The organism is Agrococcus sp. SCSIO52902 (assembly GCF_022983135.1).
Classification (GTDB): domain Bacteria; phylum Actinomycetota; class Actinomycetes; order Actinomycetales; family Microbacteriaceae; genus Agrococcus; species Agrococcus sediminis.
This window is the reverse complement of the sequence record NZ_CP095269.1, coordinates 362,122-387,126: the sequence shown is the minus strand read 5'-3', so window position 1 is coordinate 387,126 and position 25,005 is coordinate 362,122. Positions and strand designations below refer to the sequence as shown.

The 25,005-nt window shown below is 74.7% G+C and carries 23 protein-coding genes; 12 read left to right on the top strand and 11 right to left on the bottom strand.

The features are described from left to right. Window position 1 precedes the first annotated feature (1 nt). Window positions 2–2,026, top strand: coding sequence for an ABC transporter ATP-binding protein (locus MU522_RS01895; protein ID WP_246992077.1), 2,025 nt, complete (start codon window positions 2–4; stop codon window positions 2,024–2,026). A 19-nt stretch (window positions 2,027–2,045) separates the two neighbouring features. Here MU522_RS01895 and MU522_RS01890 read toward each other — a convergent pair whose 3' ends face one another. Both MU522_RS01890 and MU522_RS01885 read right to left on the bottom strand, forming a co-directional pair. After that, window positions 2,046–2,789, bottom strand: coding sequence for a hypothetical protein (locus MU522_RS01890; RefSeq protein ID WP_246992075.1), 744 nt, complete (start codon window positions 2,787–2,789; stop codon window positions 2,046–2,048). Continuing rightward, window positions 2,786–3,445: a nucleoside triphosphate pyrophosphatase gene (locus tag MU522_RS01885; RefSeq protein WP_246992073.1), complete on the bottom strand. Its 660-nt coding sequence runs from the start codon at window positions 3,443–3,445 to the stop codon at window positions 2,786–2,788. Before MU522_RS01885 ends, MU522_RS01890 begins: the two co-directional genes overlap by 4 nt. Window positions 3,446–3,518: 73 nt before the next feature. Here MU522_RS01885 and MU522_RS01880 point away from each other — a divergent pair, with 73 nt between their 5' ends. Then, window positions 3,519–4,478 carry an L-lactate dehydrogenase gene (locus tag MU522_RS01880; RefSeq protein WP_246992072.1) on the top strand — a complete coding sequence of 320 codons (960 nt, stop codon included), beginning with the start codon at window positions 3,519–3,521 and terminating at the stop codon, window positions 4,476–4,478. Between the two features lie 31 nt (window positions 4,479–4,509). Continuing rightward, the gene (locus MU522_RS01875) at window positions 4,510–5,760 is read left to right on the top strand and encodes a TRAM domain-containing protein (RefSeq protein WP_246992070.1); all 1,251 of its coding nucleotides are present in this window, start codon (window positions 4,510–4,512) and stop codon (window positions 5,758–5,760) included. A 170-nt stretch (window positions 5,761–5,930) separates the two neighbouring features. Here MU522_RS01875 and MU522_RS01870 read toward each other — a convergent pair whose 3' ends face one another. Continuing rightward, the gene (locus MU522_RS01870; RefSeq protein ID WP_246992068.1) at window positions 5,931–7,070 is read right to left on the bottom strand and encodes an FAD-dependent monooxygenase; all 1,140 of its coding nucleotides are present in this window, start codon (window positions 7,068–7,070) and stop codon (window positions 5,931–5,933) included. An 89-nt stretch (window positions 7,071–7,159) separates the two neighbouring features. Here MU522_RS01870 and MU522_RS01865 point away from each other — a divergent pair, with 89 nt between their 5' ends. After that, window positions 7,160–9,214, top strand: coding sequence for an acyltransferase family protein (locus tag MU522_RS01865; protein ID WP_246992066.1), 2,055 nt, complete (start codon window positions 7,160–7,162; stop codon window positions 9,212–9,214). Here the strand turns inward: MU522_RS01865 and MU522_RS01860 are convergent. From MU522_RS01860 to MU522_RS01850, 3 genes are read right to left on the bottom strand one after another with little or no spacing between them, the layout of a single operon-like run. After that, a complete protein-coding gene (locus MU522_RS01860; RefSeq protein WP_246992064.1) occupies window positions 9,211–10,173 on the bottom strand; it encodes a DNA topoisomerase IB in 963 nt (320 codons plus the stop codon). The two genes, MU522_RS01865 and MU522_RS01860, sit on opposite strands and share 4 nt — an antisense overlap. A gap of 23 nt (window positions 10,174–10,196) precedes the next feature. Continuing rightward, window positions 10,197–10,412, bottom strand: coding sequence for an acyl-CoA carboxylase epsilon subunit (locus tag MU522_RS01855; protein WP_246992062.1), 216 nt, complete (start codon window positions 10,410–10,412; stop codon window positions 10,197–10,199). Next, window positions 10,409–12,025, bottom strand: a complete 1,617-nt coding sequence (locus MU522_RS01850) for an acyl-CoA carboxylase subunit beta (protein ID WP_246992060.1) — start codon at window positions 12,023–12,025, stop codon at window positions 10,409–10,411. The genes MU522_RS01855 and MU522_RS01850 overlap by 4 nt, the downstream gene beginning before the upstream one ends. A 126-nt stretch (window positions 12,026–12,151) precedes the next feature. Here MU522_RS01850 and MU522_RS01845 point away from each other — a divergent pair, with 126 nt between their 5' ends. From MU522_RS01845 to MU522_RS01820, 6 genes are read left to right on the top strand one after another with little or no spacing between them, the layout of a single operon-like run. Then, complete coding sequence (locus MU522_RS01845) at window positions 12,152–12,877, top strand: biotin--[acetyl-CoA-carboxylase] ligase (protein ID WP_246992058.1); 726 nt, start codon at window positions 12,152–12,154, stop codon at window positions 12,875–12,877. Between the two features lie 17 nt (window positions 12,878–12,894). Beyond that, window positions 12,895–13,377: a PH domain-containing protein gene (locus MU522_RS01840; protein ID WP_164877084.1), complete on the top strand. Its 483-nt coding sequence runs from the start codon at window positions 12,895–12,897 to the stop codon at window positions 13,375–13,377. Between the two features lie 40 nt (window positions 13,378–13,417). After that, a complete protein-coding gene (locus tag MU522_RS01835; protein ID WP_246992056.1) occupies window positions 13,418–14,731 on the top strand; it encodes a UDP-glucose/GDP-mannose dehydrogenase family protein in 1,314 nt (437 codons plus the stop codon). Beyond that, window positions 14,728–15,849: a 5-(carboxyamino)imidazole ribonucleotide synthase gene (locus MU522_RS01830; RefSeq protein WP_246992054.1), complete on the top strand. Its 1,122-nt coding sequence runs from the start codon at window positions 14,728–14,730 to the stop codon at window positions 15,847–15,849. The genes MU522_RS01835 and MU522_RS01830 overlap by 4 nt, the downstream gene beginning before the upstream one ends. A gap of 40 nt (window positions 15,850–15,889) precedes the next feature. Next, a complete protein-coding gene (gene purE, locus MU522_RS01825; protein ID WP_128189119.1) occupies window positions 15,890–16,393 on the top strand; it encodes a 5-(carboxyamino)imidazole ribonucleotide mutase in 504 nt (167 codons plus the stop codon). After that, the gene (locus MU522_RS01820; protein WP_205649616.1) at window positions 16,390–17,757 is read left to right on the top strand and encodes an LCP family protein; all 1,368 of its coding nucleotides are present in this window, start codon (window positions 16,390–16,392) and stop codon (window positions 17,755–17,757) included. The genes purE and MU522_RS01820 overlap by 4 nt, the downstream gene beginning before the upstream one ends. A gap of 31 nt (window positions 17,758–17,788) precedes the next feature. Here MU522_RS01820 and MU522_RS01815 read toward each other — a convergent pair whose 3' ends face one another. Both MU522_RS01815 and MU522_RS01810 read right to left on the bottom strand, forming a co-directional pair. After that, window positions 17,789–18,931 carry a glycosyltransferase gene (locus MU522_RS01815; RefSeq protein ID WP_246992052.1) on the bottom strand — a complete coding sequence of 381 codons (1,143 nt, stop codon included), beginning with the start codon at window positions 18,929–18,931 and terminating at the stop codon, window positions 17,789–17,791. Further along, the gene (locus tag MU522_RS01810) at window positions 18,928–19,911 is read right to left on the bottom strand and encodes a dTDP-glucose 4,6-dehydratase (protein WP_128189117.1); all 984 of its coding nucleotides are present in this window, start codon (window positions 19,909–19,911) and stop codon (window positions 18,928–18,930) included. The genes MU522_RS01815 and MU522_RS01810 overlap by 4 nt, the downstream gene beginning before the upstream one ends. Before the next feature lie 83 nt (window positions 19,912–19,994). Here MU522_RS01810 and MU522_RS01805 point away from each other — a divergent pair, with 83 nt between their 5' ends. Then, window positions 19,995–20,954, top strand: a complete 960-nt coding sequence (locus MU522_RS01805; RefSeq protein WP_246992050.1) for a hypothetical protein — start codon at window positions 19,995–19,997, stop codon at window positions 20,952–20,954. A gap of 4 nt (window positions 20,955–20,958) precedes the next feature. Here MU522_RS01805 and MU522_RS01800 read toward each other — a convergent pair whose 3' ends face one another. Then, window positions 20,959–21,921, bottom strand: a complete 963-nt coding sequence (locus tag MU522_RS01800; protein ID WP_164877083.1) for a glycosyltransferase — start codon at window positions 21,919–21,921, stop codon at window positions 20,959–20,961. Window positions 21,922–22,036: 115 nt separating this feature from the next. Here MU522_RS01800 and MU522_RS01795 point away from each other — a divergent pair, with 115 nt between their 5' ends. Further along, on the top strand, window positions 22,037–23,113 hold the full coding sequence (locus MU522_RS01795; protein ID WP_246992048.1) for a glycosyltransferase: 1,077 nt from the start codon (window positions 22,037–22,039) through the stop codon (window positions 23,111–23,113). Here MU522_RS01795 and MU522_RS01790 read toward each other — a convergent pair. Both MU522_RS01790 and MU522_RS01785 read right to left on the bottom strand, forming a co-directional pair. Beyond that, window positions 23,042–24,007 carry a hypothetical protein gene (locus tag MU522_RS01790; protein WP_246992046.1) on the bottom strand — a complete coding sequence of 322 codons (966 nt, stop codon included), beginning with the start codon at window positions 24,005–24,007 and terminating at the stop codon, window positions 23,042–23,044. The two genes, MU522_RS01795 and MU522_RS01790, sit on opposite strands and share 72 nt — an antisense overlap. Then, window positions 24,004–24,999 carry a glycosyltransferase family 2 protein gene (locus MU522_RS01785; protein ID WP_246992044.1) on the bottom strand — a complete coding sequence of 332 codons (996 nt, stop codon included), beginning with the start codon at window positions 24,997–24,999 and terminating at the stop codon, window positions 24,004–24,006. The genes MU522_RS01790 and MU522_RS01785 overlap by 4 nt, the downstream gene beginning before the upstream one ends. Window positions 25,000–25,005 lie beyond the last annotated feature (6 nt).

The following is a 25,005-nucleotide window of genomic DNA, read 5'->3' as shown; positions in this document are numbered from 1 at the left end:
GATGGCACGGAAGCAGGGCACGGCCCCGGAGCCCGAGCTCACGGACGAGGAGCGGATCGAGGCCGAGCAGGCCGAGGCCGCCCGCATCGGCGCCGGCGGCTGGGAGCCGCCGCCCGGGAAGGCGAAGTCGTTCGGCGCCTCCGCGAAGCGCCTCCTGGGCCTCATGCGGCCCCACCGCTGGCTGCTCGCGCTCGTGTTCGCGCTCGGCGCGGTCGGCGTGGTGCTCGTCGTGCTCGGGCCCCGCATCCTCGGCGAGGCGACGAACGTCATCGTGCGCGGCCTCGTGCAGCGCGACCTGCCGCCCGGCGCGACGCAGGAGCAGGTCGTCGGCGGGCTGCGCCAGGCGGGCGAGGACGAGCTGGCCAACATCCTCGAGCGCATGGAGGGGCTGCAGCCGGGGCAGGGCATCGACTTCGAGGCGCTCGGCGGCATCCTGCTGCTCGTGCTCGCCGTCTACGCGGTCGGCGCCCTCTTCCAGTGGCTGCAGGGCTACGTCGTGAACCGCGTCGTGCAGCGCACCGTGCAGGGGCTGCGGCGCGACGTGGAGGAGAAGATCCACCGCCTGCCGCTGTCGTACTACGACCGCACGCAGCGCGGTGAGCTGCTCTCGCGCGTCACGAACGACCTCGACAACGTGTCGCAGACGGTGTCGCAGACCATGTCGCAGATCGTCACCGGCCTCCTCACGGTCGTCGGCGTGCTGGTGATGATGCTGACGATCAACGGCTGGCTCGCGCTCATCGCGCTCATCGCCGTGCCGCTCACGGGCATCATCCTCGGGGCGGTGCTGGGCCCGGCGCAGGGGCTCTTCAAGGAGCAGTGGCGCCGCACCGGCCGCGTGAACGCGATCGTCGAGGAGGCCTACACGGGCCACGCGCTCGTGAAGGTCTTCGGGCGCGAGGAGGCCGTGCGCGGCCGGTTCGCGGTCGAGAACGAGGGCGTCTTCCAGGCGGCCTTCAAGGCGCAGTTCCTCTCGGGCCTCGTCTTCCCGCTCATGACCTTCATCGGCAACATCGGCTACGTGCTCGTCGCCGTCGCCGGCGGCCTCTTCGTCGCGGCCGGGCAGATCCTCGTCGGCGACGTGCAGGCGTTCATCCAGTACTCGCAGCAGTTCTCGCAGAACCTCGGCCAGATCGGGCAGACCGTCACGATGGTGCAGTCTGGCGTCGCGAGCGCCGAGCGCGTCTTCGAGCTGCTCGACGCCGACGAGGAGGAGTCGGATGCCGGCGGCGCGGCGGCCGCCGACGGCCGGGGGCGCGTGGTGTTCGACCACGTGCGCTTCGCGTACTCGCCCGACCGCCCGCTCATCGACGACCTCTCGCTCGTCGTCGAGCCGGGGCAGACGGTCGCGATCGTCGGCCCGACCGGCGCGGGCAAGACGACACTCGTCAACCTGCTCATGCGCTTCTACGAGATCGACGGCGGCCGCATCTCGCTCGACGGCGTCGACACGAGGACCATGACGAGGGATGCGCTGCGCGCGCAGACGGGCATGGTGCTGCAGGACGCGTGGCTCTTCGGCGGCACGATCCGCGAGAACATCGCGTACGGCCGGCCGGAGGCGACGGAGGACGAGATCCTCGAGGCCGCCCGCGCCACCTACGTCGATCGCTTCGTGCACGCGCTCCCGGACGGCTACGACACGGTCATCGACGAGGACGCGACCAACCTCTCGGCCGGCGAGAAGCAGCTCGTGACGATCGCCCGCGCCTTCCTCGCCCGCGCGAGCGTGCTCATCCTCGACGAGGCCACCTCGTCGGTCGACACCCGCACCGAGCTGCTGCTGCAGCACGCGATGGCGGCGCTCCGCACCGACCGCACGTCGTTCGTGATCGCCCACCGGCTCTCGACCATCCGCGACGCCGACCTCATCCTCGTGATGGAGCAGGGCGCGATCGTCGAGCACGGCGACCACGACGAGCTCGTCGAGCGGCAGGGGGCGTACTGGCGGCTGCTGCACGCGCAGTTCGAGCAGGCGGTCGACCCCGACGAGGCCGACGCGGTGCCCACGCAGCAGTCGACCTAGCCCGGCTGCGGGCCGGCGGTCAGGGACCGAGCACGCGGCAGCCCGCGAGGTCGTGGAGCGCGACCCCCGTGCACCGCGCATCCGCGGCGAGCGCCGCCGCGACCTCGGCGAGCTCGCGCTCGAGCACCGCGCGCCCGTCGTCGGCGAAGGTCTGCCGGGCGGTCGGCTCGGGCTCGGCGATCGGCCCGGTCTCGACGCCGATGCGGTACGAGCGGCCGAGACGGCCGAGCGCGCTGCGGGCCGCGGCGCTCGTCGCGAGGACGTCGGCGGCCCGGTCGCGGTAGGCCATGAGCGTCACCGCGTCGGCGCGCTCGGCGATGTCGGCGAACTGCCGCGGGTGCGCCTCGGCGAGCCAGGGCACGAGGTCGACGTCGACGGGCAGGCTCGTGCGGGCGGCGACGTCGCGCACCGTGCGCTCGAGGCCGCGCAGCAGCTCGGCCTCGCGGCCGCTCCAGTCGCGGCGGCCCCACGGCTCGATGTCGAGGTGCACGCCCTCGAAGAGGAACGCGGCGGTCGCGCGCTCCATCCACGCCACCGCGTCGCCGCCGGTCGTCCACGCGGGGTCGCCGCCGAGGGCGCTGACCCTGACGCCCCGGCCGCGCAGGGCCGCGACGATCCGATGGGTGTCGGCGCTCGGCCCCGACCACGGCACGCTCACGAACGCCTCCGCCACGTGCGCGCGCTCGGCGATCGCGGCGACCTCCGCCGGGTCGGGCGGCGCGTCCTCACGCACCCACACCCACAGGCCGCGGGCCACGGTCACGCCCCGTCGGCCGGCGTCGCGACGGGCGCCGTGAGCGCCGGCCACGCGACGCCGAGCTCGCGCGCGAGCCGGCGCACCGCGGGGATGCTCATCCCGATCACCGTCGACGGGTCGCCGTCGATGCGGTCGATGAAGGCGGCGCCGCGCCCGTCGATCGTGAACGCGCCCGCGACCTGGAGCGGCTCGCCGGTCGCGACGTACGCGTCGATCTCGGCGTCGTCCACATCGGGCGAGAAGTCGAGGTGCGTCGCGGTCGTGGTGCCCGCGGAGTCCTGGATCCGGCCGTCGCGCACCCGCAGCATCCAGTGCCCCGAGTGCAGCGTCGCCGACCGGCCGCGCTGCGCGACCCAGCGCTCCCGCGCGCGCTCGGGCGTGTGCGGCTTGCCGAGCATCGCGCCGTCGAGCTCGAGCGACGAGTCGCCGCCGAGCACGAGGCCGTCGAAGCCCGTGAGCGGATCCTGGTCGAGCAGCGCCTCGGCCTTCGCGCGCGCCAGCAGCAGCACGTACGCGGCGGGGGAGAGCGGCCCGTGCTCGGCCTCGTGGGCCGCGACGAGCAGCTCCTCGTCGAGGTCGGTCGGCCGCACGAGCGGCTCGATGCCGGCCTGGCGCAGCAGCGCGAGCCGGGCGGGCGAGGCGGAGGCGAGGATGAGCTGCACGGCTCGATCCTCGCACCACGGGCGGGGCCGGATGCGCTGGCGCGCCCCGGGCGGGACGCCTAGCGTGAGCAGCATGGACGCCCCGACCGCCGCCCGCCCCACGAAGCTCGCCGTGATCGGCGCCGGCTCGGTCGGCGTCGCCATCGCCTACGCAGCCCTCATCCGCGGCTCGGCCGACGCCGTGGCGCTGTACGACCTCGACCGCGCGAAGGCCGAGGCCGAGGTGCTCGACCTCGCGCACGGCTTGCCGTTCCTCGCCGGCAAGCGCGTGGAGGGCGGCGACGACCTGCGCACGATCGCCGGCAGCGACGTCGTCGTGGTGACCGCGGGCGCGAAGCAGCGCCCGGGGGAGCCGCGGCTCGCCCTCGCAGGCAGGAACGCCGAGATCCTGCGCCGGCTGATGCCCGGCATCCGCGAGCACGCGCCCGAGGCGATCGTGGTGCTCGTCACCAACCCGTGCGACGTGCTCACGGTGGTCGCGCAGCGCGAGGGCGGGCTCGACCCCGCGCGCGTGCTCTCCTCCGGCACCGTGCTCGACTCGTCGCGGCTGCGCTGGCGGCTGTCGGAGCTCGTGCGGGTGCACCCACGCAGCGTGCACGCGCTCATGATCGGCGAGCACGGCGACAGCGAGTTCCCGCTGTGGTCGCGCGCGAAGATCGGTCCGGTGCTCGTGCGCGAGTGGCGCGAGGACGGCGAGCTGCGCTTCGACGACGCGGCCCTCGACCGCATCGCCGACGACGTCGTGCACGCCGCGTACCGCATCATCGAGGGCAAGGGCGCGACGTCGAGCGCGATCGGCGTCTCGACCGCGCGCATCGTCGAGGCGATCCTCGGCGACGAGCACGCGGTGCTGCCGGTCTCGAGCGTGCTCGACGGCCAGCACGGCATCGCCGGGATCGCGCTGTCGCTGCCGACCGTCGTCGGCCGCGCGGGCATCGAGCGGGTGCTCGAGGTGCCGATGGAGGACGGCGAGCTCGCGGCGCTGCACCGCAGCGCCGACGCGATCGCGGCGTCGCTCGCCGGCATCGCCTGAGCCTCCCCGGCGCGGATGGGAGGATGGGCGCATGCCCGCATCCGAGATCCGTCCTGGCCAGATCGTCGAGCTGACGATCGACAACGTCGCCCACGGCGGCCGCTTCGTCGGCCGGCACGAGGGGCGCGTGGTGTTCGTGCCCGACACCATGCCGGGCGAGACCGTGCGCGCGCAGGTCGTCGACGTGAAGAAGTCGTTCGCGACCGCCGTGGCGCTCGAGGTCGTCAGCGCCGGCGCCGACCGCGTGCCGCACGTCTGGCCCGAGGCCGCCATCGACCGGCCGCCGCTCGAGCGCGCCGGCGGCGCCGAGTTCGGCCACATCGCGCTGCCCCGCCAGCGCGAGCTCAAGCAGCGCGTCATCGAGGACGCGCTCCAGCGCACCGGCGGCATGCAGCGCACCGTGCCCGTGCAGGCGGCGCCCGGCGACGACGAGCGCGGCGGGCTCGGCTGGCGCACCCGCGTGCGCCTGCACGTCGACGACCGCGGCCGCCAGGGCCCGTTCGCGCCCCGCAGTCACGAGGTCGTGCCCGTCACCAGCCTGCCGCTCGCGACCGAGGGCATCCGCCTCTCGGCCCAGCTCGACCAGCGCGTGCCGGGCGCCACCGCCGTCGACTACGTCGAGACGAGCGACGGCGAGGTCGACGTGATCGCGATGGAGGGCGAGCCCGGGCGCGGCCGCACCGACACGATCGTCGAGACCGTCGGCGGGCGCGAGTTCCAGCTCGACCGCGCCGGCTTCTGGCAGGTGCACCGGCAGGCGCCCGCGGTGCTGACCGAGGCGGTGCGCCGCGCCATCGACGTCGACGCGATCGACCCGGCCGGCTGGAGCCTCGACCTGTACGGCGGCGTCGGCCTGTTCGCCGCCACGATCGCGGAGGCGCTCGGCGAGCGCACCCGCCTGACGAGCGTCGAGGCCGACGAGGTCGCGACCGACCACGCGAGCGAGAACCTCGCCGAGTGGATCGGCGCGAGCGCCGAGACCGGCCGCGTCGACCGATGGCTGCGCGAGCTCGCGTCGCGCGCGAGCGGCCAGGAGCGCGAGCGGCTCTCGCGCGGGCTCGTGGTGCTCGACCCGCCGCGCGCCGGCGCCGGCCGCGACGTGATCGAGCTGCTCGCGGGCCTCGAGCCCGCCCAGATCGTCTACGTCGCGTGCGACCCGGTCGCCCTCGCCCGCGACGCGAAGCTGCTGGCCGAGGCCGGCTGGCAGGTCGACGCGCTCGAGGCCTTCGACCTCTTCCCGATGACGCACCACGTCGAGGCGGTGGCGTCCTTCCGCCGCTGACCGCCCCGGCGGCCCGCCCGCGGGCCCGCTGCACAACGCAAGCTCCCGAGCGCGAACCAGCCCCGGATCCCGGCGATGCGGCGATCCGCCCGCGGAATCAGCCGCGCGGGCTTGCGTTGTGCGCGGGCTATCCGCGGCCGAGGGGCGGCTGCCGACGCGCGCGGGCGCGCTCAGGCCGACTTCGTCACGCCGCCGGCGGCGCGCGCCACGAGGTGCGCGACGCCGGGGATGGCGGTCGCGAGCCACATCGCGCGCTGCGCCTCGAGCTCGAGGCGGGTGTGCGGGGCGAAGGCGCTCGCGGTGCGGCGGCCGCGCGCCTGCTCGCGCTCGACGACCGGGCGCCAGTCGCGCTCGTAGGCGGCGAGGCCCGCCACCACGTCGCTCGGGTGCGCCGCGAACGCGAGCTCGTCCGCGAGCCGCTCGGCCCCGGCCATCGCGAGCGAGGCGCCCTGCCCGGCCAGCAGCGACACCGCCCCGCACGCGTCGCCGAGCAGCGCGATGCGCCCGCGCACCCACTGCGGCACGACGGTCTGCGCGACGTCGTCGACGTAGGGCTCGCGGATGCTGCGCACCGCGCGGCGGCCGAGCACGCCCATCCGCGCGATCGCGCCCCGACCGCCCGTGCGCCCCACACCGCGCAGCACCGCGAAGCCCGTCACCCCCGTCTCGCCGAGCGGCGCCACCACGAGCTGCCGGTCGAGCTCGACCTGCATCGCGACGCGCCCGCCGAGGTCGGCCGACAGCTCCGCGTCGTCGCCGATCCACGCCACCGCGAGCAGGTCGGCGACGGGCCGCAGGAAGTCGTCGTGCGGTCCCCACGCGAGCTGCCGCACGCGCGAGCGCACGCCGTCGGCGCCGACGAGCAGGTCGGCCTCGAGCCGCTCGCCGTCCGACAGCAGCGCCGTGACGCGGGCGCCGTCGTCGTGCACGGTCTCGACCTGGACGCCCCAGCGCATCCGCACGCCCTCGGGCAGCGCGGCGAGGAGGGCGTCCACGATCTGCGGCCGCAGGATCGTGAGGTACCGGCCCGCGACCGCGCGCTCGACGAGCGCGATCGGCAGGCGGGCGCGCACGCGCCCGGCCGCGTCGACCGAGCGCAGCTCGCCGTACGACTCGGCGCGCTCGCGCAGCGCCGGCAGCAGCCCCAGCCGCTCGGCGGCGTCGTAGCCGGGCCCGAAGAAGTCGATCAGGTAGCCGGATGCGCGCGGGGCAGGCGCGCGCTCGACCACGTCGACGCTCCAGCCGTCGAGCGCGAGCCGGCCGGCGAGCGCCAGCCCGGCGACGCCGGCTCCCGAGACGATCGCGTGCATGTCGCGACGGTACCCCAGGCGGCCGCGACGACGGGCTCGTAGCATGGTGCGGGTCGCGGCGCGCGGCCGTCGGCACGACCGCAGGGAGCATGGCAGCCACGCAGACGCCCCGCAGGCTCGACATCCAGGGGCTGCGGGCGGTGGCCTCGCTCCTCGTCGCGAGCCACCACATCTGGTTCGGCACCGTCTCCGGCGGCGTCGACGTGCTGTTCGCGGTCGGCGGCTACCTCCTGGCGCTGAGCCTCATCGGCGAGATCGAGCGCACCGGCGCCGTCGACGTGCCGCGAACGCTGTGGCGCATCGCCCAGCGACTGTTCCCCATGGCGGCGCTCGTGCTCGTCGTCGCGGGCGCGGTCGCGCTCGTCGCCTCCGGCCCGCTCGCGTTCGGCCGGGTGCTGAGCGATGTGTTCGCGTCGGCGACGTACTGGGAGAACTGGCGGCTCGCGGCCGACGGCACCGACTACGTCGCGGCGGGGCACGACAAGTCGCCCTTCCAGCACTTCTGGGCGATGGGCGTGCAGGGGCAGTTCACGGCGCTCGCGGTGCTCGCCGCGGCGGGCTTCGCGCTCGTCGGCGGGCGGCGGATGCGCGACGCGCGACTCGGGTTCGGCCTGCTGCTCGCGGCCGTCGCCGCCGCCTCGTTCGGCTACGCGCTGCTGCGGCTCTCGATCGACCCGGTGGGCGCGTACTACGACACGTTCGCCCGCAGCTGGGAGCTCGCGCTCGGGGGCGCCGCGGCCCTGCTGCTCACCCGCATCCCGCTGCCTGGCCGGCTGCGCGCCGCGCTCGCGGCGGTCGGCATCGCGCTCGTGCTCACGGCGGGCCGGCTGCCGGTGGAGTGGCTGCAGCCGGGCTGGGTGACGCTGTGGCCGGTGGCCGGCGCGCTGCTCGTGCTCATCGCGGGCGCCGACGCCGGCGCCGACGCGCAGGCGGCGCGCGGCCCGGTCACGCGCGTGCTGCAGGCGCGCCCGCTCGTCTGGCTCGGCGGGCTCTCCTACGGCCTCTACCTCTGGCACTGGCCGGTGCTGCTGGGCCTCATCGCGCTCGTCGCACCGGAGGGCGGCGGGGTCGGGCCGCTCGGCGGGATGCTCGTCCTCGTCGTGTCGGTGCTGCTCGCGTGGGGCTCCGAGCGCGCGATCGCGTGGCTGCACGCGCCCCGCGGTGCACGCCGCCGGCTGCCCGTCCTGGCGCTCGCGATGCCCGTCGTCGCAGCCGTCACCGCCGTCGCGCTCGCGGCGGCACCCGCGGTGCAGCGCGACGCCATCGAGCGCGCGGCCCCCACGGCGCCCGCCGAGCTCGACGGCGCCGCGCTCGCGGCACGGATCGCGGCCGCCGCCGCCTCGCCGTCGGTGCCGGATGCCGAGGCCGTCGTGGGCGCGGACGGCCGCGTGGCCGAGTGGCTGGTCGACGACTGCCTGACGGTCGACCTCGCCGCGCCGGAGCGCTGCCGCTTCGACGACGCGCCCGGCGACGACGAGGTGTGGATCGTCGGCGACTCGCAGGCGGTGACCTGGGCGACGGCGGTGCGCGGCGCGCTCGACGGCCGCGCCGACGTGCAGCTGCTCGGCCGCTCGATGTGCCCGTTCTCGACCGGGCCGGTCGTCGAGGCGCAGGTGCGCGGGCTCCTCGCCCAGTGCGACGCGCACGCGCAGGGAGTCCTCGCGCTGGCGGCCGAGCGCCGTCCCGCCGCGGTCGTGATCTCGTACGGCGCGTGGTGGGTCGGGGAGGGCTACGAGCGCCGGGTCGCCGACACCGGCGAGCAGCTCGCCGCCGGCACGCTCGCCTACGCCGAGCGGCTGCACGCGCTCGGCATCCCCACGCTCTACCTCGATGGTCCGCCGCCCGTGCCGGAGCCGGCGGCGTGCCTCCAGGCGCACGCCGACGGCGGCGCCCTCGACGCGTGCGCGTCGCCGCTGCAGCCGGAGCAGCGGCAGCGGCACGAGGCGCTCGAGGCGGCGCTCGCCGCGGGCGGGGTGTCGGTGGCGGGCACCCTCGAGTGGTTCTGCGCGGTCGAGGCGGCGACGTGCCCGCTCGTCGTCGACGGCGTGCCCACCTGGACCGACGCCACGCACATGGGCGCCGCGGCGTCGTCGCTGCGGCAGGACGCGGTCGCCGAGGCGCTGCTGCCGCTGCTCGGCCGCTAGCGCAGCAGGTCGAGCAGGGCGCGCTCGCGCGAGCCCGTGAGGCCGATCGTCGCGCCCGCCTCGAAGCGGGCGAAGACCTCCGGGTCGATGTAGCTCGACTTCGCTACGGCCGGGGTGTTGCCGAGCGCCTCGGAGACCTCGACGATCGCGGCCCGCACCGCACGCGCCCGCGCGGCCTTCGTGCCGGTGTCGCGGGCGCGCGCGAGCGCGACGGCCGCGACGATCGTGCCGTGCAGCGTGCGGAAGTCCTTCGCGGTGAACTCGCCGCCGGTCGCCTCGCGCACCGCGGCGTTGAGGTCGGCGTCGCGCAGGGCGTGGGCGCCCTCGTCGTCGCGCCAGGCGAGCAGCCGCGACGTGCGCGAGCGCCCCGCCTGCAGGTCCTCGACGCAGCGCGCGAGCGGTGCGTCCTCGACCGTCGTGTCGAAGCGCTGGCCCGACTTCGCCGGGAAGCGCAGCCGCACCGCGTCGCCGTCGACGCTCGCGTGCCGCACGAGCAGCGTCATGAGCCCGCGCGTGCCCCGCTCCTCGGCGTAGGCGTCGCCGCCGGCGCGGATCGCGACCATGTCGAGCATGCGCAGCGCGGCGGCGAGCACCCGCTCGCGCGGGAGCCCCTCGAGCGACAGGTCGCGCGTGACGCGGCGGCGCATCGCCGGCAGCGTCTCGGCGAGGTCGAGCGCCCGCTCGTGCTTCACGCGGTCGCGCCGCGCCCGCCACTCCGGGTGGTAGCGGTACTGCGTGCGGCCCGCGTCGTCGACGCCGATCGCCTGGATGTGCGCGAGCGGGTCGGCCGCGATCCAGACGTCCTTCCAGGCCGGCGGCACGGCGAGCGACTCGGCCCGCTCCCGGTCGGCGGCCGAGACGGCGCGGCCGCTGTCGTGCCGGTACGCCCAGCCGCGACCCGACCGGCGCCGCCGGATCCCCGCATCCGCCCCGGGTCTCGCCCGTCGAAGCCTCACCATGGGCAGATGCTATGCCGCCGGTCTCAGTCGCGGCGCCAGCGGCGTCCAGACTCCGATCGCTGCTTCGCCTGCCACTCGCTCTCGGTGTCGAGCACGCGGCGGTGCTTCGTCTCGGCCCACTCCTCGGCCATGCCGGTGAGCACCGCCTCGACGGCGGCCTGCTCCTCGCGGGTGGGCGAGCCGCCCACGACGGCCATGATGGGCTCGTCGGCGTCGGCGTCGCCGTGCCGGCCGCTCACAGCGGGATGTTCCCGTGCTTCTTCTCGGGCCGCTGCACGCGCTTCGTGCGCAGGGCGCGGAAGGCACGCGTGATCATCACGCGCGTCTCGGCCGGCTCGATGATGCCGTCGAGCTCGCCGCGCTCGGCGGCGAGGAAGGGGGATGCGACGTTGTACGTGTACTCGTTCGCGAGCCGGGTGCGCACCTCGTGCACGTCGTGCCCGTCGGCCTCCGCCTGCTTGATCTCGTTGCGGTAGAGGATGTTGACGGCGCCCTGCCCGCCCATGACCGCGATCTCGGCCGACGGCCAGGCGATGTTGATGTCGGCGCCGAGCTGCTTCGAGCCCATCACGATGTACGCGCCGCCGTAGGCCTTGCGGGTGATGACGGTGACCATCGGCACGGTCGCCTCGGCGTAGGCGTAGAGCAGCTTCGCCCCGCGGCGGATGACGCCCGACCACTCCTGGTCGGTGCCGGGCAGGTAGCCGGGCACGTCGACGACGGTGAGGATCGGGATCGAGAACGCGTCGCAGAAGCGCACGAACCGCGCGGCCTTCTCGCCCGCCTCGATGTTGAGCGTGCCCGCCATCTGCTTCGGCTGGTTCGCGATGACGCCGATCGTGCGGCCCTCGAGCCGGCCGAAGCCGATGACGATGTTGGGCGCGTAGAGCGGCTGCACCTCGAGGAACTCGCGGTCGTCCATGAGCGTCTCGATGATGGTCAGCACGTCGTACGGCTGGTTCGGCGAGTCGGGGATGACCGTGTTGAGCCGGCGGTCGGCGTCGTTCACGACGCGCTCGGCGGTGTGGTCGTAGACCGGCACCTCCGACTGGTTGTTGTCGGGCAGGTAGGCGAGCAGCGCGCGCACGTAGTCGAGCGCGTCGTCCTCGTCGGCGGCCAGGTAGTGGCTCACGCCCGAGACGGTGTTGTGGGTGCGGCCGCCGCCGAGATCCTCGAAGCCGACCTCCTCGCCCGTGACGGTCTTGATCACGTCGGGGCCGGTGACGAACATGTGGCTCGTCTTGTCGACCATGACGACGAAGTCGGTGAGCGCGGGGGAGTAGACGGCACCGCCGGCCGCCGGGCCCATCACGATCGAGATCTGCGGGATGACGCCGGAGGCGGCGGTGTTGCGCTTGAAGATCTCGCCGTACTTGCCGAGCGCGACCACGCCCTCCTGGATGCGCGCGCCGCCCGAGTCGAGCATGCCGACGATGGGCACGCCCACCTTCATCGCGTAGTCCTGGATCTTGATGATCTTCTCGCCGGCGACCTCGCCGAGCGAGCCGCCGAAGGTGGTGAAGTCCTGCGCGTAGACCGCGACGCGGCGCCCGTGCACGGTGCCGATGCCCGTGACGACGGCGTCGCCGTAGGGGCGGTTGCCGTCCATGCCGAACGCGGTCGTGCGGTGGCGCACGTAGGCGTCGAACTCGACGAACGAGCCCTTGTCGACGAACTGCTCGACGCGCTCGCGCGCGGTCTTCTTGCCCTTCGCGCCCTGGCGCTCGCGAGCCCGCGACTCCTTGTCGGTCACCGCCTCGCGGTGGCGCTCGCGCAGGTCGTCGATGCGCGCGGCGGTCGTGGAACGGGGTGCGGCTGCCCCAGCCACGTCGGGCACGGTCTCGTCGATCACGGATGCCACTCTAGAGGGCACCCCATGCGGCGCCTTTGTGGGGTCCCACAGCGTCTCGGCCGGATCCGGTGGCGATCCCCTCCATCCGCCCGCCCGCGGCCCGCATCGCGCGCCTAGGCTGGGGACATGCTCTTCCCAGGCGCGTCCCGCGCCGGCACCGTCGTCGAGCTCGGCACGGTCGGCTCCACCTTCGACGCCGTCGACGACCGCGCGGCGCACCTCACGGCCTGGGCGACGCTCGACCAGCGCGCCGGCCGCGGCCGGCTGGGCCGCGAGTGGGTCGCCCCCGCCGGCAAGTGCCTCGCCGCGACGGTGCTCGTGCGCACGAAGGGCCTCCGCGAGGATGCGGTGGCCTGGCTGCCGCTCGCGGCCGGGCTCGCGCTCGCCGACGCCCTCGACCCGCTCGTGGCCGATCGCGCCTCGATCAAGTGGCCGAACGACGTGCTCGTCGACGACCGGAAGGTCGCCGGCATCCTGTGCGAGCGCCGCTCGACCGGCGTCGCGGTGGGCTTCGGCGTGAACCTCACGCTCACCGCCGACGAGCTGCCGACCGACCGCGCGACGTCGCTCACGCTCGAGGGCGCCGAGGGCACGGCCCCCGTGCTCGCCGACGCCATCCTCTGGCACGTCATGCAGTCGCTCGACGCGCTGCTGCCGGCGCTCGGGAGCGACGCGCTGCGCACGGCCGTCGCCGCCGGCCTGTCGACGATCGGCCGGCACGTCCGCGTGTCGCTGCCCGACGGCGAGCTCACCGGCACCGCCGTCGGCCTCGGGCCCGGCGGCGAGCTGCAGGTCGAGACCGACGACGGAATCGTCGACGTGCGGGCCGGTGACGTCGTGCACGTGCGCTGATGCGAGAGAATCGTCGGGTGCCAGCCGGCGAGGAGCGAGTCATCGCGCGCATGCGACCGCATGGGCGGGTGCTCGTCGTGCCCGTGCTCGTGCTCTGGGCGTGCGCGGGGCTCGTGGCGCTGCTGCTCGACCGGGTCGACTGGCCGCTCTGGAACGTCGCGGTGCTCACGGTCGCCGGCATCGTCGTCGCGGTGCTCACCGTCGTGCCCACGCTCGCCTGGCTCTCGCGCGGCTTCACCTTCACGACCGAGCGGGTGATCATCCGCACCGGCTTCGGCGGCACGCGGCGCGAGACGATGCTCTCGCGCGTCCACGACGTCACCGTGCGGCGCCGCGGCCTGCAGGCCCTGTTCGGCGCCGGCGACGTGCTGCTGTCGACCGGCGGCGACCGCGCCGTGATCCTCTCCGACGTGCCGAGCGCCTCCCTCGTGCAGCGCATGCTGTCCGAGCTGCTCGGCGCCCGCGGCGTCGTCGCCCCCGACGTCGTCGACGTCGCCTGACCCATCAGCGCCTCCGGCGCCCACCCCTCGAGGAGCTCCCATGAAGATCGCCGTCATCGGCTGCGGCTACCTGGGCGCGGTGCACGCCGCGGCCATGGCCTCGCTCGGCTACGAGACGATCGGCGTCGACGTCGACGAGGCGAAGGTCGAGCGCCTGCGCCGGGGCGAGCCGCCCTTCTTCGAGCCGGGGCTGCCCGAGCTGCTGCGCGCGGGCGTCGACGCGGGCACGCTGCGCTTCACGACGGATGTCGCCGAGGCGGCCGGGAGCGACGTCGTCTTCGTCGCGGTCGGCACGCCGCAGCGCGCGGGCTCCGATGCCGCCGACCTCACCTACGTCGACGCGGCGGTCGAGTCGCTGCTGCCGCACCTCGCGGCGGGCACGCTCGTGGCCGGCAAGTCGACCGTGCCCGTCGGCACTGCGCAGCGGCTCGCCGACCTGATCGCACCCACGGGCGCGACGCTCGCCTGGAACCCGGAGTTCCTGCGCGAGGGCTTCGCGGTCGAGGACACCCTCGCCCCCGACCGGCTCGTCTACGGCGTCGCCGACGGCGACGACGCCGCGGTCGCCGCGCTCGACGCCGTCTACGCCCGCATCCTCGAGCGCGGCACCGACCGGCTCGTCGTGAACTACGCCACGGCAGAGCTCGTGAAGGTGAGCGCGAACGCGTTCCTCGCCACGAAGATCTCGTTCATCAACGCGATGGCCGAGCTCTCGGAGTCGGTGGGCGCCGACGTCACGCAGCTCGCTGACGCGATCGGCCTCGACGCGCGCATCGGCCGGCGCTTCCTCAACGCCGGCCTGGGCTTCGGGGGCGGCTGCCTGCCCAAGGACATCCGCGCCTTCCAGGCGCGCGCCGACGAGCTCGGCCACGGCGAGACGCTCGGCTTCCTGCGCGAGGTCGACCGCATCAACCTGCGCCGCCGCGACCGCATGGTCGCGCTCATCGAGCGCGAGCTCGAACGGGTCGGCGGCGACCGGGTCGCGATGCTGGGCCTCGCGTTCAAGCCCAACAGCGACGACGTGCGCGACTCGCCCGCGCTCGACGTCTCGCGCCGCCTGCAGGAGGGCGGCCGCGTGGTGAGGGCCTACGACCCCGAGGCGCGCGAGACGGCGCTGCGGGTCGTGCCCGGGCTCGAGATCGTCGCGTCGGTGGCGGATGCGGTGCGCGGCGCCGACGTGCTGGCGCTCGGTACCGAGTGGCAGGAGTTCCGCGACCTCGACCCGGCCGCGCTCGCCGGCATCACCGACGCGCGCGTCGTCGTCGACGGCCGCAACGCGCTCGACGCGGCGGCCTGGTCGGCCGCGGGCTTCCGGGTGATCGGCCTCGGCCGGCCGGAGGTGGCGGCAGCATGATCGTCGGCGTGGTGGGCGGCGGCCAGCTGGCCCGGATGATGATCCCCGCGGCGGTCGAGCTCGGCATCGAGCTGCGCGTGCTCGCCGAGGGCGAGGGCATGTCGGCGGCGCTCGCGGCGACCGCCGTGGGCGACTACCGCGACGCCGACACCGTGCTCGCGTTCGCCGAGGGCGTCGACGTCGTCACCTTCGACCACGAGCACGTGCCGCAGGCGGTGCTGCAGCGGCTCGTCGACGCCGGCCACGCCGTGCACCCCGGCCCGCACGCGCTGCGCTTCGCCCAGGACAAGCGCGAGATGCGCGCGCGCATGGCCGAGATCGGCGCGCCGCAGCCCGACTGGGCGCCGGTGGATGCGCCGGAGGACCTCGAGCGGTTCCTGGCCGACCACGGCGGCGTCGGCGTCGTGAAGACCGCGACCGGCGGCTACGACGGCAAGGGCGTGCGGGTCGTGCGCGATGCTGCCGAGGCCGCCGACTGGCTCGAGGGCGCCGCGGCCGGGGGCCCGCGCCTGCTCGTCGAGGAGCTCGTGCCGTTCACGCGCGAGCTCGCGCAGCTCGTCGCGCGCCGGCCCTCGGGCGAGACCGTCGTCTGGCCGCTCGTGCAGACCGTGCAGCGCGACTCGATCTGCGCCGAGGTGCTCGCGCCCGCCCCGCACGCCGCGAACATCCAGCCCCTCGTCGACGACGTGGCCCGCTCCATCGCCGAGCAGCTCGACGTGACGGGCGTGCTCGCGGTCGAGCTGTTCGAGACCGCCGACGGCCGCGTGCTCGTCAACGAGCTCGCGATGCGTCCCCACAACTCCGGCCACTGGACGATCGACGGCTCGATCACGAGCCAGTTCGAGCAGCACCTGCGCGCCGTGCTCGACCTGCCGCTCGGCTCGACCGCGATCCTCGCCCCGGCGAGCGTGATGGTGAACGTCATCGGCGGGCCCGCGTCGGGCTCGATGGCCGACCGCTACGCGGCCGCCCTCCAGTCGCACCCCGACGTGAAGGTGCACTCCTACGCGAAGTCGGCGCGCCCGGGCCGCAAGGTCGGGCACGTGACCGCGATCGGCGACGAGATCGACGAGGTCGCCTACCGGGCGCGCGCCGCGGCCGCGCACTTCGATGCCTGAGGGTCACGGCCAGGCCGCGACCCCGCGTACCCTGGACGGCATGCCTGCGCAGGTCAGCATCATCATGGGCTCCGACTCCGACTGGCGGGTCATGGAGGCGGCGAAGGCCGTGCTCGACGAGCTCGGCGTCGCCGCCGAGGTCGACGTCGTCTCGGCGCACCGCACCCCGCAGAAGATGGTCGACTTCGCGCGCGGAGCCGCTGATCGCGGCGTGCGCGTCATCATCGCCGGGGCGGGCGGCGCGGCCCACCTGCCGGGCATGGTCGCGTCGATGACCCGGCTGCCGGTGATCGGCGTGCCGGTGCCCCTCGAGCGCCTCGACGGCCTCGACAGCCTGCTCTCGATCGTGCAGATGCCCGCGGGCATCCCGGTCGCGACCGTCTCGATCGGCGGGGCCCGCAACGCCGGCATCCTCGCCGCGCGCATCCTCGGCACGACCGATGCCGACCTCGCGGCGCGCCTCGACGCCTTCGCCGCCGACCTCGAGTCGCAGGTCGACGCGAAGGCCCGGGCGCTGCGCGACCGCGTGGACGCGGGCGCATGACGCTGCTGGAGACCGGCACCCCGCTCCGCCACCCCGACAGCCGCCGTCCCGACGTGATGCAGCGGCGCGGCTGGTGGCTCGTGCTGCTCGGGCTCCTGCTGCCCGGCAGCGCCCAGGTGCTCGCGGGCGACCGCAGGCTCGGCCGCGTCGGCATCGTCGCGACCCTCGGGCTGCTCGCGCTCGCGGCCGTCGCGCTGCTGCTGTGGTTCGCGTGGCGCAGCGCGCTGCTGACGGTCGTCGGCAACTCGATCGGCCTGCTCGTGGTCGAGGTGCTGCTCATCGCCTACGCCGTGCTGTGGCTCGTGCTCGGGCTCGACACGCTACGGCTCGCGCGGCTGCCGAAGGTGGCCGGACGCGCGCGCGCCGGCATCGCGATCGTCTCGATCCTCGCGACCGTCGCGCCCGCTGCGCTCGCCGGCTACGGGGCGACGATCGTCGACGCGACGCGCGGCCTCGTCGGCGACGTCTTCGACTTCGCGCGGCCCGCGGTCGAGCCGATCGACGGCCGCTACACGTTCCTGCTGCTGGGCGGCGACGCGGGCGAGGACCGCCAGGGGCTGCGCGCCGACTCGATGACCGTCGTCACCGTCAACGCCGAGACGGGCGCGGCGACGATGATCGGCGTGCCGCGCAACCTGCGGAACGCGCCGTTCTCGCCAGGGTCGCCGATGTGGGGGCCGTGGCCGAACGGCTTCGACTGCGAGACGAGCGACTGCCTGCTGAACGGCACCTACACGTACGGCGAGGCCAACCCCGAGCTCTACCCCGACGCCGCGGCCAACGGCTCGAGCCCCGGCATCGAGGCGACCCGCGACGCGGTCGAGGGCGTGACGGGGCTGGAGCTGCAGTTCTTCGTGCTCGTCGACATGCACGGCTTCGAGGACCTCGTCAACGCCCTCGGCGGCCTCGAGATCGAGGTCACCGAGCGGGTGCCGATCGCGATCGAGGGCGAGGTCGTGCGCGACTGGATCGAGCCCGGCCTGCAGCGCCTCGACGGCCACGACGCGCTCTGGTACGCGCGCAGCCGCGCCGGCACGAGCGATTACGCGCGCATGGAGCGGCAGCGGCAGGTGCAGGAGGCGCTCATCCGGCAGTTCACGCCGCAGACGCTGCTCACGAAGTACACCGAGCTCGCGAACGCCGGCCAGGACATGGTGCAGTCCGACATCCCGCAGTCGATGATCGGCTCGCTGTCGGAGCTCGCGCTCGAGACCCGGCAGCTGCCGATCACGAACCTCGAGCTCGTGCCCGACTCGGGCGTCAACACCGGCGACCCCGACTTCGAGCAGATCCACGCGATGGTGGCCGCGGCACTCGCCGAGGCCGACGCGATCGCCCCGCCGACCGAGTCGCCCGCGCCGTAGCGCGGCAGCGGCCCGGGGCCCCCAGGCGCCGCTACAGCTCGGCGTGCAGCCGCCACACCTGCAGCGCGGCGGCCTCCCACGTGAACGCGCGGGCGCGGTCCTGCGCGTGCAGCCGCAGGCGCGTGCGCTCCTCCTCGTCGGCGAGCAGGCCCGCGAGCGCGGCGGCGAGCTCGTGCGGGCCGCCCTCGACCGGCACGCTCGAGTCGCCCGCGATCTCGGTGAGCGTGCGGGTCGCCGGATGCACGGTCGGGGTGCCGAGCGCCGCCGCCTCGAGCAGCGTGAGGCCGAGGGCGTCCTGCTCCGCGACGTGCAGGTGCGCGAGCGCGCGCTGGTAGGCGGTCGCGAGCTCGGCGTCGGTCAGCTCGCCCAGCATGACGAGCCGGCCGGGCGCGATGCCCGCCTCGACCGCGAGCGCCGCGAGCGTGGTCTCGCCCCACTGCACCGGCCCGGCCACGACGACCCGCGCATCCGGCATCGCGTCGCTCGCGACGGTCTCGATGAGCCGCTCGGCCTGGCCGCGCGCGCCCGGCGCCGTGATCGCGAGCACGTACTCCGACGGCAGGGCGAGCCGCGACGCCGCCGCGGCGCCGGAGTTCGCCGCGCGCAGGAGCGCGGCCGCGGGCGCAGGGTGCACGACGCGCACGCGGTCGCCCACGTCGGCCAGGAGCGAGAGGTCCTCGGCCACGGCGGTCGAGGGCACCACGATGCCGTCGGCGCGGTGCAGCGCGCGCTTGAGGGCGCGGTCGAACCAGCGCTGCTTGCGCTCCGAGCGGTCCGACATCGACTGCAGGCCGTGCACCGTCACCGTCACCTGGTCGCCCGGCTCGCGCTCGCGCGTGAGCGGCGCCATGAGGCTCGTCGCGTGCACGAGGCCGTGCACGGGGATCGTGGTGATCGTGTGGAGCCACGCCTCGCGCAGCTCGCGGGCGGGCACGGCCGTCTGGCGCAGCTCGGCGAGCCCCGGCAGCGCCTCGCGGATGCGGGCCTCGCGGGCGTCGCTCACGCGCGCCGACAGCGCGCCGACCTCGAGCCCCTCGGGGGCGGTCGCGACGAGCGCGCGGGCCATCTCGGCCGAGTAGCGGCCGACCGACGTGGTCGAGCGCTCGCCGACCTCGTCGAGCACGACCGTCAGGCGGTCGCGCTCGTGCGCCTCGGGCCCATGCGCGTCGCTCACAGCGCCACCCGCTCCTTGAGCGGCTGCCACCACGAGCGGTGCTCGCGGTACCACTGCACGACGTCGCCGAGCCCCTGCTCGAACGGCACCTGCGGGGCGAAGCCGAGCTCGTCGCGCGCCTTCGCGCTCGCGAGCGATGCGCGGCGGTCGTGGCCACGCTCGTCGGCGGTCGGCTCGACCATCGACCAGTCGCTGCCGGTCGCCTCGACGACGAGCTCGGCGAGCCTGCGGTTCGACACCTCGGCGCCGCCGCCGAGGTGGTAGGTCTCGCCGGGCCTGCCGGCGGTGAGCACGAGCGCGATGCCGCGGCAGTGGTCGTCGACGTGCAGCCAGTCGCGCACGTGCCCGCCGTCGCCGGCGAGCGGCGCGGGGATGCCGTCGAGGAGGTTCGTGATGAGCATCGGGATGAGCTTCTCGGGGAAGTGGTGCGGGCCGAAGCTGCTCGAGAGCCGCGCGATGCGCACATCGAGCCCGTGGGTGCGGTGGTAGCTGCGCGCGAGCAGCTCGCCGCCCGCCTTCGACGCGGCGTAGGGCGTGCTCGGGTCGACCGGGGCGTCCTCGCTCCAGGAGCCCTCCTCGATCGAGCCCAGCACCTCGTCGGTCGAGACGTGCACGATGCGGCGCACGCCGTGCCGGAGCGCGGCGTCGAGCAGCCGCTGCGTGCCGACCACGTTCGTCTCGACGAAGACCGACGAGTCGCGCGCCGCCCGGTCGAGGTGGCTCTCGCCGGCGACGTGCACGATCGCGTCGACGCCCGGCAGCAGGCGGTCGAGCAGGCCCGTGTCCCGGATGTCGCCCTGCACGAAGGCGAAGCGCGGGTGCTCGGCGACCGCGGCGAGGTTCGAGAGGGTGCCCGAGTACGTCAGCGCGTCGAGGACGGTGACGGCAGCGCCCTCGAGGCCTGGGAGGCGGTCGGTCAGGGCCATCCGCACGAGGTTCGAGCCGATGAACCCGGCGCCGCCGGTCACGAGGATCTTCACGACGTGGCTGGCCTTCCGGTCGGGGTCGGTGCGTCGAGTCTAGCCGCGGCGGCACCGGGCTCCCGCCCGCGTAGCCTGGGCCCATGACCAGCCCTCGCAGCAGCGCGGCGCGCGAGCGCCTCCGCCACGTCATCCGCTCGGGTCGCGAGCGGGGAGGGGATGCTGCGCGGCGCGCGCTCGGCCTCCAGTCGGGCCGCGGCTTCTACGACGACAGCCCCTCGGCGGCCACGCTCGCCCGCCTGGCGCGCCTGCGCATCCGCAACCTCGCCTCCCGAGCGCCGGTCGTGGGCGACGCGCCCGCGGTCGTGGTGATGACGACGACCGCGGCGCGCATCCGCTCCGTCTGGGCGGCGATCGAGTCGATCGGCGAGGGCGCCGAGCGGCCGAGGCGGCTCATCCTGTGGCTCGACGACCCCTCGCTCGCCGAGCTGCCCACGTCGCTCGGCCGTCTGGAGCGGCGGGGCCTCGAGGTGCGCCGGGTCGACCCGGGGCTGCGCGTGCACACGAAGTGGTGGCCGTACGTGAGCGGCACCCCGGCGCACGAGCTGCCGATGGTGACGAGCGACGACGACCAGCTCTACCCGCGCGACTGGCTGTGCCGGCTGCTCGAGGTGGCGCGCGCCCACCCGGGCGCGGTCGTCGCGCACCGCGCCCACCGCGTGGCGCTCGGCGTCGAGGGCCTCGCGCCCTACACGTCGTGGACGCCCGCGCACAGCACGGCGCCGAGCTTCGGCAGCTTCGGCACCTCGGTGTCGGGCCAGCTGTTCCCGGCCCCGCTGCTCGAGGAGCTGCGCGCGGCGGGCACCCGGTTCCTCGAGGCGGCGCCGGAGGCCGACGACGTGTGGCTGTACGCGCAGGCGGTGCGGGCCGGCCGCCGGATCGTGCAGACGAGCGCGGAGCCGGCGAACTACCCGTTCGTGCCCGGCTCGCAGGTGAGCGGCCTCTACCTGCAGAACGTGCTGCACGCGGGCAACGACCGGCAGCTCGCGGCCTCGCTCGGCCCCGCCGAGCTCGAGCGCATCGCCGGCGACCTCAGGGGCTGACCCGCTACCAGAAGCCCAGCACGAGGGCGATGCGCAGCAGGCGCCGCTCCGTCGCCTCGCGCCGCAGCTCGGGGGCGAGGCGGTGCAGCGCCATGCGCGAGCCGAGGTCGGTGCCGTCGAACAGCGGCGCGATCCGCTCGAGCCGCGGGCGCTGCGCGTCGTCGGCGACCGAGGCGCTCAGCCGCGCCACGGCGCCGCACTGCTGCCGGTACTCGCCCGAGGCGAGCCGGCGGAACCGCACCGCGGCCTGCGCGAGCCCGGTGTTCGCGCCGGTCGCGTTGGCGTCGTGCTGGCGGTAGTCGAGCGTCGGCTCGGCGTCGATGTGCCAGCGCCCGCCGCTCGCGCGCACGATCGCGTAGGCGAGCCAGTCGTGCGGCACGGCGCTGTCGTCGATGCGCGCGCTGCCGTGCGGCGGCTGCCGGATGGCGTCGCGGATCGCGGCGAACGCCTCGGCGTCGATGAGGAACGTGCAGCCGGGGCCCGCCGACTCGAGCAGGAAGTCGAGCGGGGTCTGCGGCTGCGCCTTGTCGATGAGCTCGGTGCGACGGCTGCCGTCCTCCTTCTCCCAGAAGGCGACCACGTTCGACGAGACCGCGTCGACGTCGAGCCGCTCGAGCAGGGCCAGCTGCCGCGAGAGCTTGTCGTCGTGCCAGACGTCGTCCTGGTCGGCGAGCGCGACCGCGACCGCGCCGTCGACGTCGGCCTCGCGCATGAGGCGCAGGAAGTTGGCCTGCGGGGTGCCGAAGCTCCCAGGCGCCAGCACCGTGACGCGCTCGTCCGCGGCGAGCCGCTCGAGCAGCAACGGGGTGCCGTCGGTCGAGGCGTCGTCCGAGACGACCAGCCGCACGCGCACGTCGCGCTGCCCGAGGATCGAGCGGGCCTGCTCCTCGACGAAGGCGGCGCCGTCATGGGTGGCCATGAGCACCGCGACGAGCGGTGCGGCCGTCGCGTCCGGTGGTGTGGTCACGAATCGCCCGCCTCTCTCCGCGCCAGCCTCTGAGCCTAGCGCCGATCCTCGGCTAGCCTGACCCGAGCCCGCCTGCATCCGGCAGCGCCCGGGCGACGCATCGGGAGGGGGGCGCGTGCGCCGGATCGCCGTGGTGACCTGCTACCGCCAGCCCGACTACGTGCGCGCGATCACGCTCCGCACCGCGGTCGCCGACCTCGGCGACGAGGCGATCGTCGTCAAGAACCGCTCCCGCAGCGTGCGTCGCTACGCCGAGGTCGCGGGCGAGCTGTGGCGGATGCGCCGGGACCGGCCGGACGCCTACCTCGTCACGTTCCGCGCGTTCGAGGTCGTGCCGCTCGTGCTCGCGCTCGCCGGCGGCCGCCCGGTCGTGTACGACGAGTTCATCAACCCCGTCGAGTGGTTCGTCGAGGAGCACCGGCGCCTGCGCCCGGGCTCGTTGCCCGCGCGCGCCCTGCGCGGCGCGTTCCGCACCATGATGCGGCGCTGCGCGGTGGTGCTCGCCGACACCGCGTCGCACGCCGACCACGCCGCCGAGCTCATGGATCTGCCGCGCGAGCTCTGGAAGGTGGTGCCCGTCGGCACCGACGAGGCCACCTTCCGCCCGGCGTCGCGGAAGCCCGGCACGCCGTTCCGGGTGCTCTACTACGGCTCGATGCTGCCCCTGCACGGCCTCGACGTGCTGCTCGAGGCCGCGGTGCTGCTCGCCGGCCGCGACGACATCGCGGTCGACGTGGTCGGCGGCACCGACGACGACCGCGCCCGCGTCGACGCCGCCGTCTCGCGCGGCGCGCGGGTGCGCTACCGCAGCTGGGTGCCGTACGAGGAGCTGCCCGCCCTCTTCGCCGAGACGGGGCTCGCGATCGGCGGGCCGCTCGGCGACACCGTGCAGAGCCGGTACGTCATCACCGGCAAGACCTACCAGTTCCTCGCGTCGGGGGTGCCGACCCTCGTGGGCGCGAACCTCGAGAGCAGTGCGTTCACCGACCGCTCCGACGCGCTCGTGGTGCCGCAGGGCGACCCGGTCGCCGTGGCCGAGGCGGCGCGCTGGGCCGCCGACCACCCGCACGAGCTGGCCGAGGTCGGCCGCCGCGGGCGCGAGCTCTACGAGCGAGCGTTCTCACGCCCTCGCATCGCCGAGGCCCTCGGCACCGCCCTCGCGGGCATCCGCGTCGCCGCCGGCCGGCGCTGAGAACATCGCCCGCAGGTTCAGCAGGCTCGACAGCACGAACAGCGCGCCGAGGAACAGCACGTAGAACGCGCGGTCGACGATGCCCGCCGCGATGATCGCGTCGAGGCCCACGCCGTGCAGCGACTGCGCGAAGCCGAGGAACGCCTCGCGGAAGCCGATCGCGCCGGGCGTGATCGAGACGAAGAGCGACAGGTTGGCGGATGCGCTGTACACGAGCGACTGCAGCACGTCCGCGCCGGGGCCGGAGACCGCGTTGAGCTCGACGAAGTACACCGCGGCCATGAGCAGCGCCTGCACGGCCGTGACGGCGGCGATCGCGGCGGTCACGATGCGGCGCCCCGCGCCCGACCGCCACGCGACCACTGCGACGAGCACGACGGTCGCGGCGAGGCCGAGCGCGGCGAGCCAGGGGAGCGTGCGGGCGAACAGCAGCGACACGTTCACGGCGCCGAACGCGAGGTAGTACACGAGCGTCGCGAGCGTGAAGTCGCGCAGGCGCACGCCCACCTTCGCCTTCAAGTAGGCGGCGCGCACGCCCGGCCCGCTCTGCAGCGGCCCGAAGAAGTTGGCGACGGTCGAGTAGACCGTCAGCAGCAGCCCCTCGCGGATGCCGATGCGCGCCTGGCACCAGCGCACGGTCAGCAGCAGGATCGCCCAGTGCGTCGCGACGATGAGCACGTAGAGCCCCGTGAGCCAGCCGAGCGCGGCCGGACCGACCGCGAGCACCTGGCGGACGATCTCGGGCCGCACCGCGACGTAGACGGCGATGAAGACCGCGACGAGCACGAGCACCGCGATCGCGAGCGCCCGCTTGTGGCGCCGCACCCACCGCAGCGGCGCGCTCGATCCGATCGCCGCGAGCCGCTCCCTCGCCCGCGCGAGGCCCTCGTTCACGCTGCGGTCGTGTCGTGCTCGGGCTTCGCGGGGAGCGTGACCCAGTTGCGCGTGTGGCCGTAGCGATCGAGCTTGTCGAGCTCGAGGGAGTCCTCCTGCAGCGATCTCGTGATGCGCGTGAGGTCGGCGATCGCCCCCATCGCGAACGACAGCAGCGCGCCGACGAACAGCAGCACGCCGAGCAGCAGCGACTGCACGTAGCTGCCGGGCGCCTGCATCCAGACGAGGACGAGGTAGCGGATGAACGGCACCGCGCCGGCCACGGTGAAGAGCACGCCGAGCGTCGCGAAGAACACGTACGGCTTGTACATGAAGTAGGCCCGCAGGATCGCGAGGCCCGACTCGCGCATGTGCTGCCAGATGTTCTTGAACAGCCGCGACTCGCGCGTCTTCGGGTTGGTGCGCACCGGGATGGAGGTGATCGCGAGCCGCTTGTTGCCGGCCTGGATGATCGTCTCCATGCAGTAGCTGAAGCGCGTGACGATGTTGAGGCGGATGAGCGAGTACTTCGAGTACGCGCGGAAGCCGCTCGCCGCGTCGGGCAGGTCGGTGCCCGCCGCCTGGTTCACGACCCAGCTGCCGAAGCGCTGCATCGCCTTCTTGAAGGGGGAGAAGTGCTCGATCGTGTGCGTCTGCCGGTCGGCGACCACGATCTCGGCCTCGCCGCGGATGACGGGCTGCACGAGCTCGCCGATCATCTCCTGCGGGTACTGGTTGTCGCCGTCGGTGTTGACGACGATGTCGGCGCCGTGCGAGAGCGCGTACTCGATGCCGTCGTGGAACGAGCGGGCGAGCCCCATGTTGCGGCGGTGGCGCACGAAGTGGCGCACGCCGTGCTCCCGGGCGACCTCGACCGTGCGGTCGGTGGAGCCGTCGTCGATGACCAGGATGTGGATCTCGTCGATCCCCGGGATCTCCTTCGGGATCGTCTCGAGCACCATCGGGAGCGTCTGCTCCTCGTTCAGGCACGGGATCTGGATGAACAGCTTCATGGGCCC

What these genes read in the sequence shown, in the direction of transcription:
- MU522_RS01895 (WP_246992077.1), top strand. Translation starts at nt 2, where the DNA reads ATGGCACGGAAGCAGGGCACGGCCCCGGAGCCCGAGCTCACGGACGAG.
- MU522_RS01880 (WP_246992072.1), top strand. Translation starts at nt 3,519, where the DNA reads ATGGACGCCCCGACCGCCGCCCGCCCCACGAAGCTCGCCGTGATCGGC.
- MU522_RS01875 (WP_246992070.1), top strand. Translation starts at nt 4,510, where the DNA reads ATGCCCGCATCCGAGATCCGTCCTGGCCAGATCGTCGAGCTGACGATC.
- MU522_RS01870 (WP_246992068.1), bottom strand. Translation starts at nt 7,070, where the DNA reads ATGCACGCGATCGTCTCGGGAGCCGGCGTCGCCGGGCTGGCGCTCGCC.
- MU522_RS01865 (WP_246992066.1), top strand. Translation starts at nt 7,160, where the DNA reads ATGGCAGCCACGCAGACGCCCCGCAGGCTCGACATCCAGGGGCTGCGG.
- MU522_RS01860 (WP_246992064.1), bottom strand. Translation starts at nt 10,173, where the DNA reads ATGGTGAGGCTTCGACGGGCGAGACCCGGGGCGGATGCGGGGATCCGG.
- MU522_RS01845 (WP_246992058.1), top strand. Translation starts at nt 12,152, where the DNA reads ATGCTCTTCCCAGGCGCGTCCCGCGCCGGCACCGTCGTCGAGCTCGGC.
- MU522_RS01835 (WP_246992056.1), top strand. Translation starts at nt 13,418, where the DNA reads ATGAAGATCGCCGTCATCGGCTGCGGCTACCTGGGCGCGGTGCACGCC.
- MU522_RS01830 (WP_246992054.1), top strand. Translation starts at nt 14,728, where the DNA reads ATGATCGTCGGCGTGGTGGGCGGCGGCCAGCTGGCCCGGATGATGATC.
- purE (WP_128189119.1), top strand. Translation starts at nt 15,890, where the DNA reads ATGCCTGCGCAGGTCAGCATCATCATGGGCTCCGACTCCGACTGGCGG.
- MU522_RS01820 (WP_205649616.1), top strand. Translation starts at nt 16,390, where the DNA reads ATGACGCTGCTGGAGACCGGCACCCCGCTCCGCCACCCCGACAGCCGC.
- MU522_RS01805 (WP_246992050.1), top strand. Translation starts at nt 19,995, where the DNA reads ATGACCAGCCCTCGCAGCAGCGCGGCGCGCGAGCGCCTCCGCCACGTC.
- MU522_RS01785 (WP_246992044.1), bottom strand. Translation starts at nt 24,999, where the DNA reads ATGAAGCTGTTCATCCAGATCCCGTGCCTGAACGAGGAGCAGACGCTC.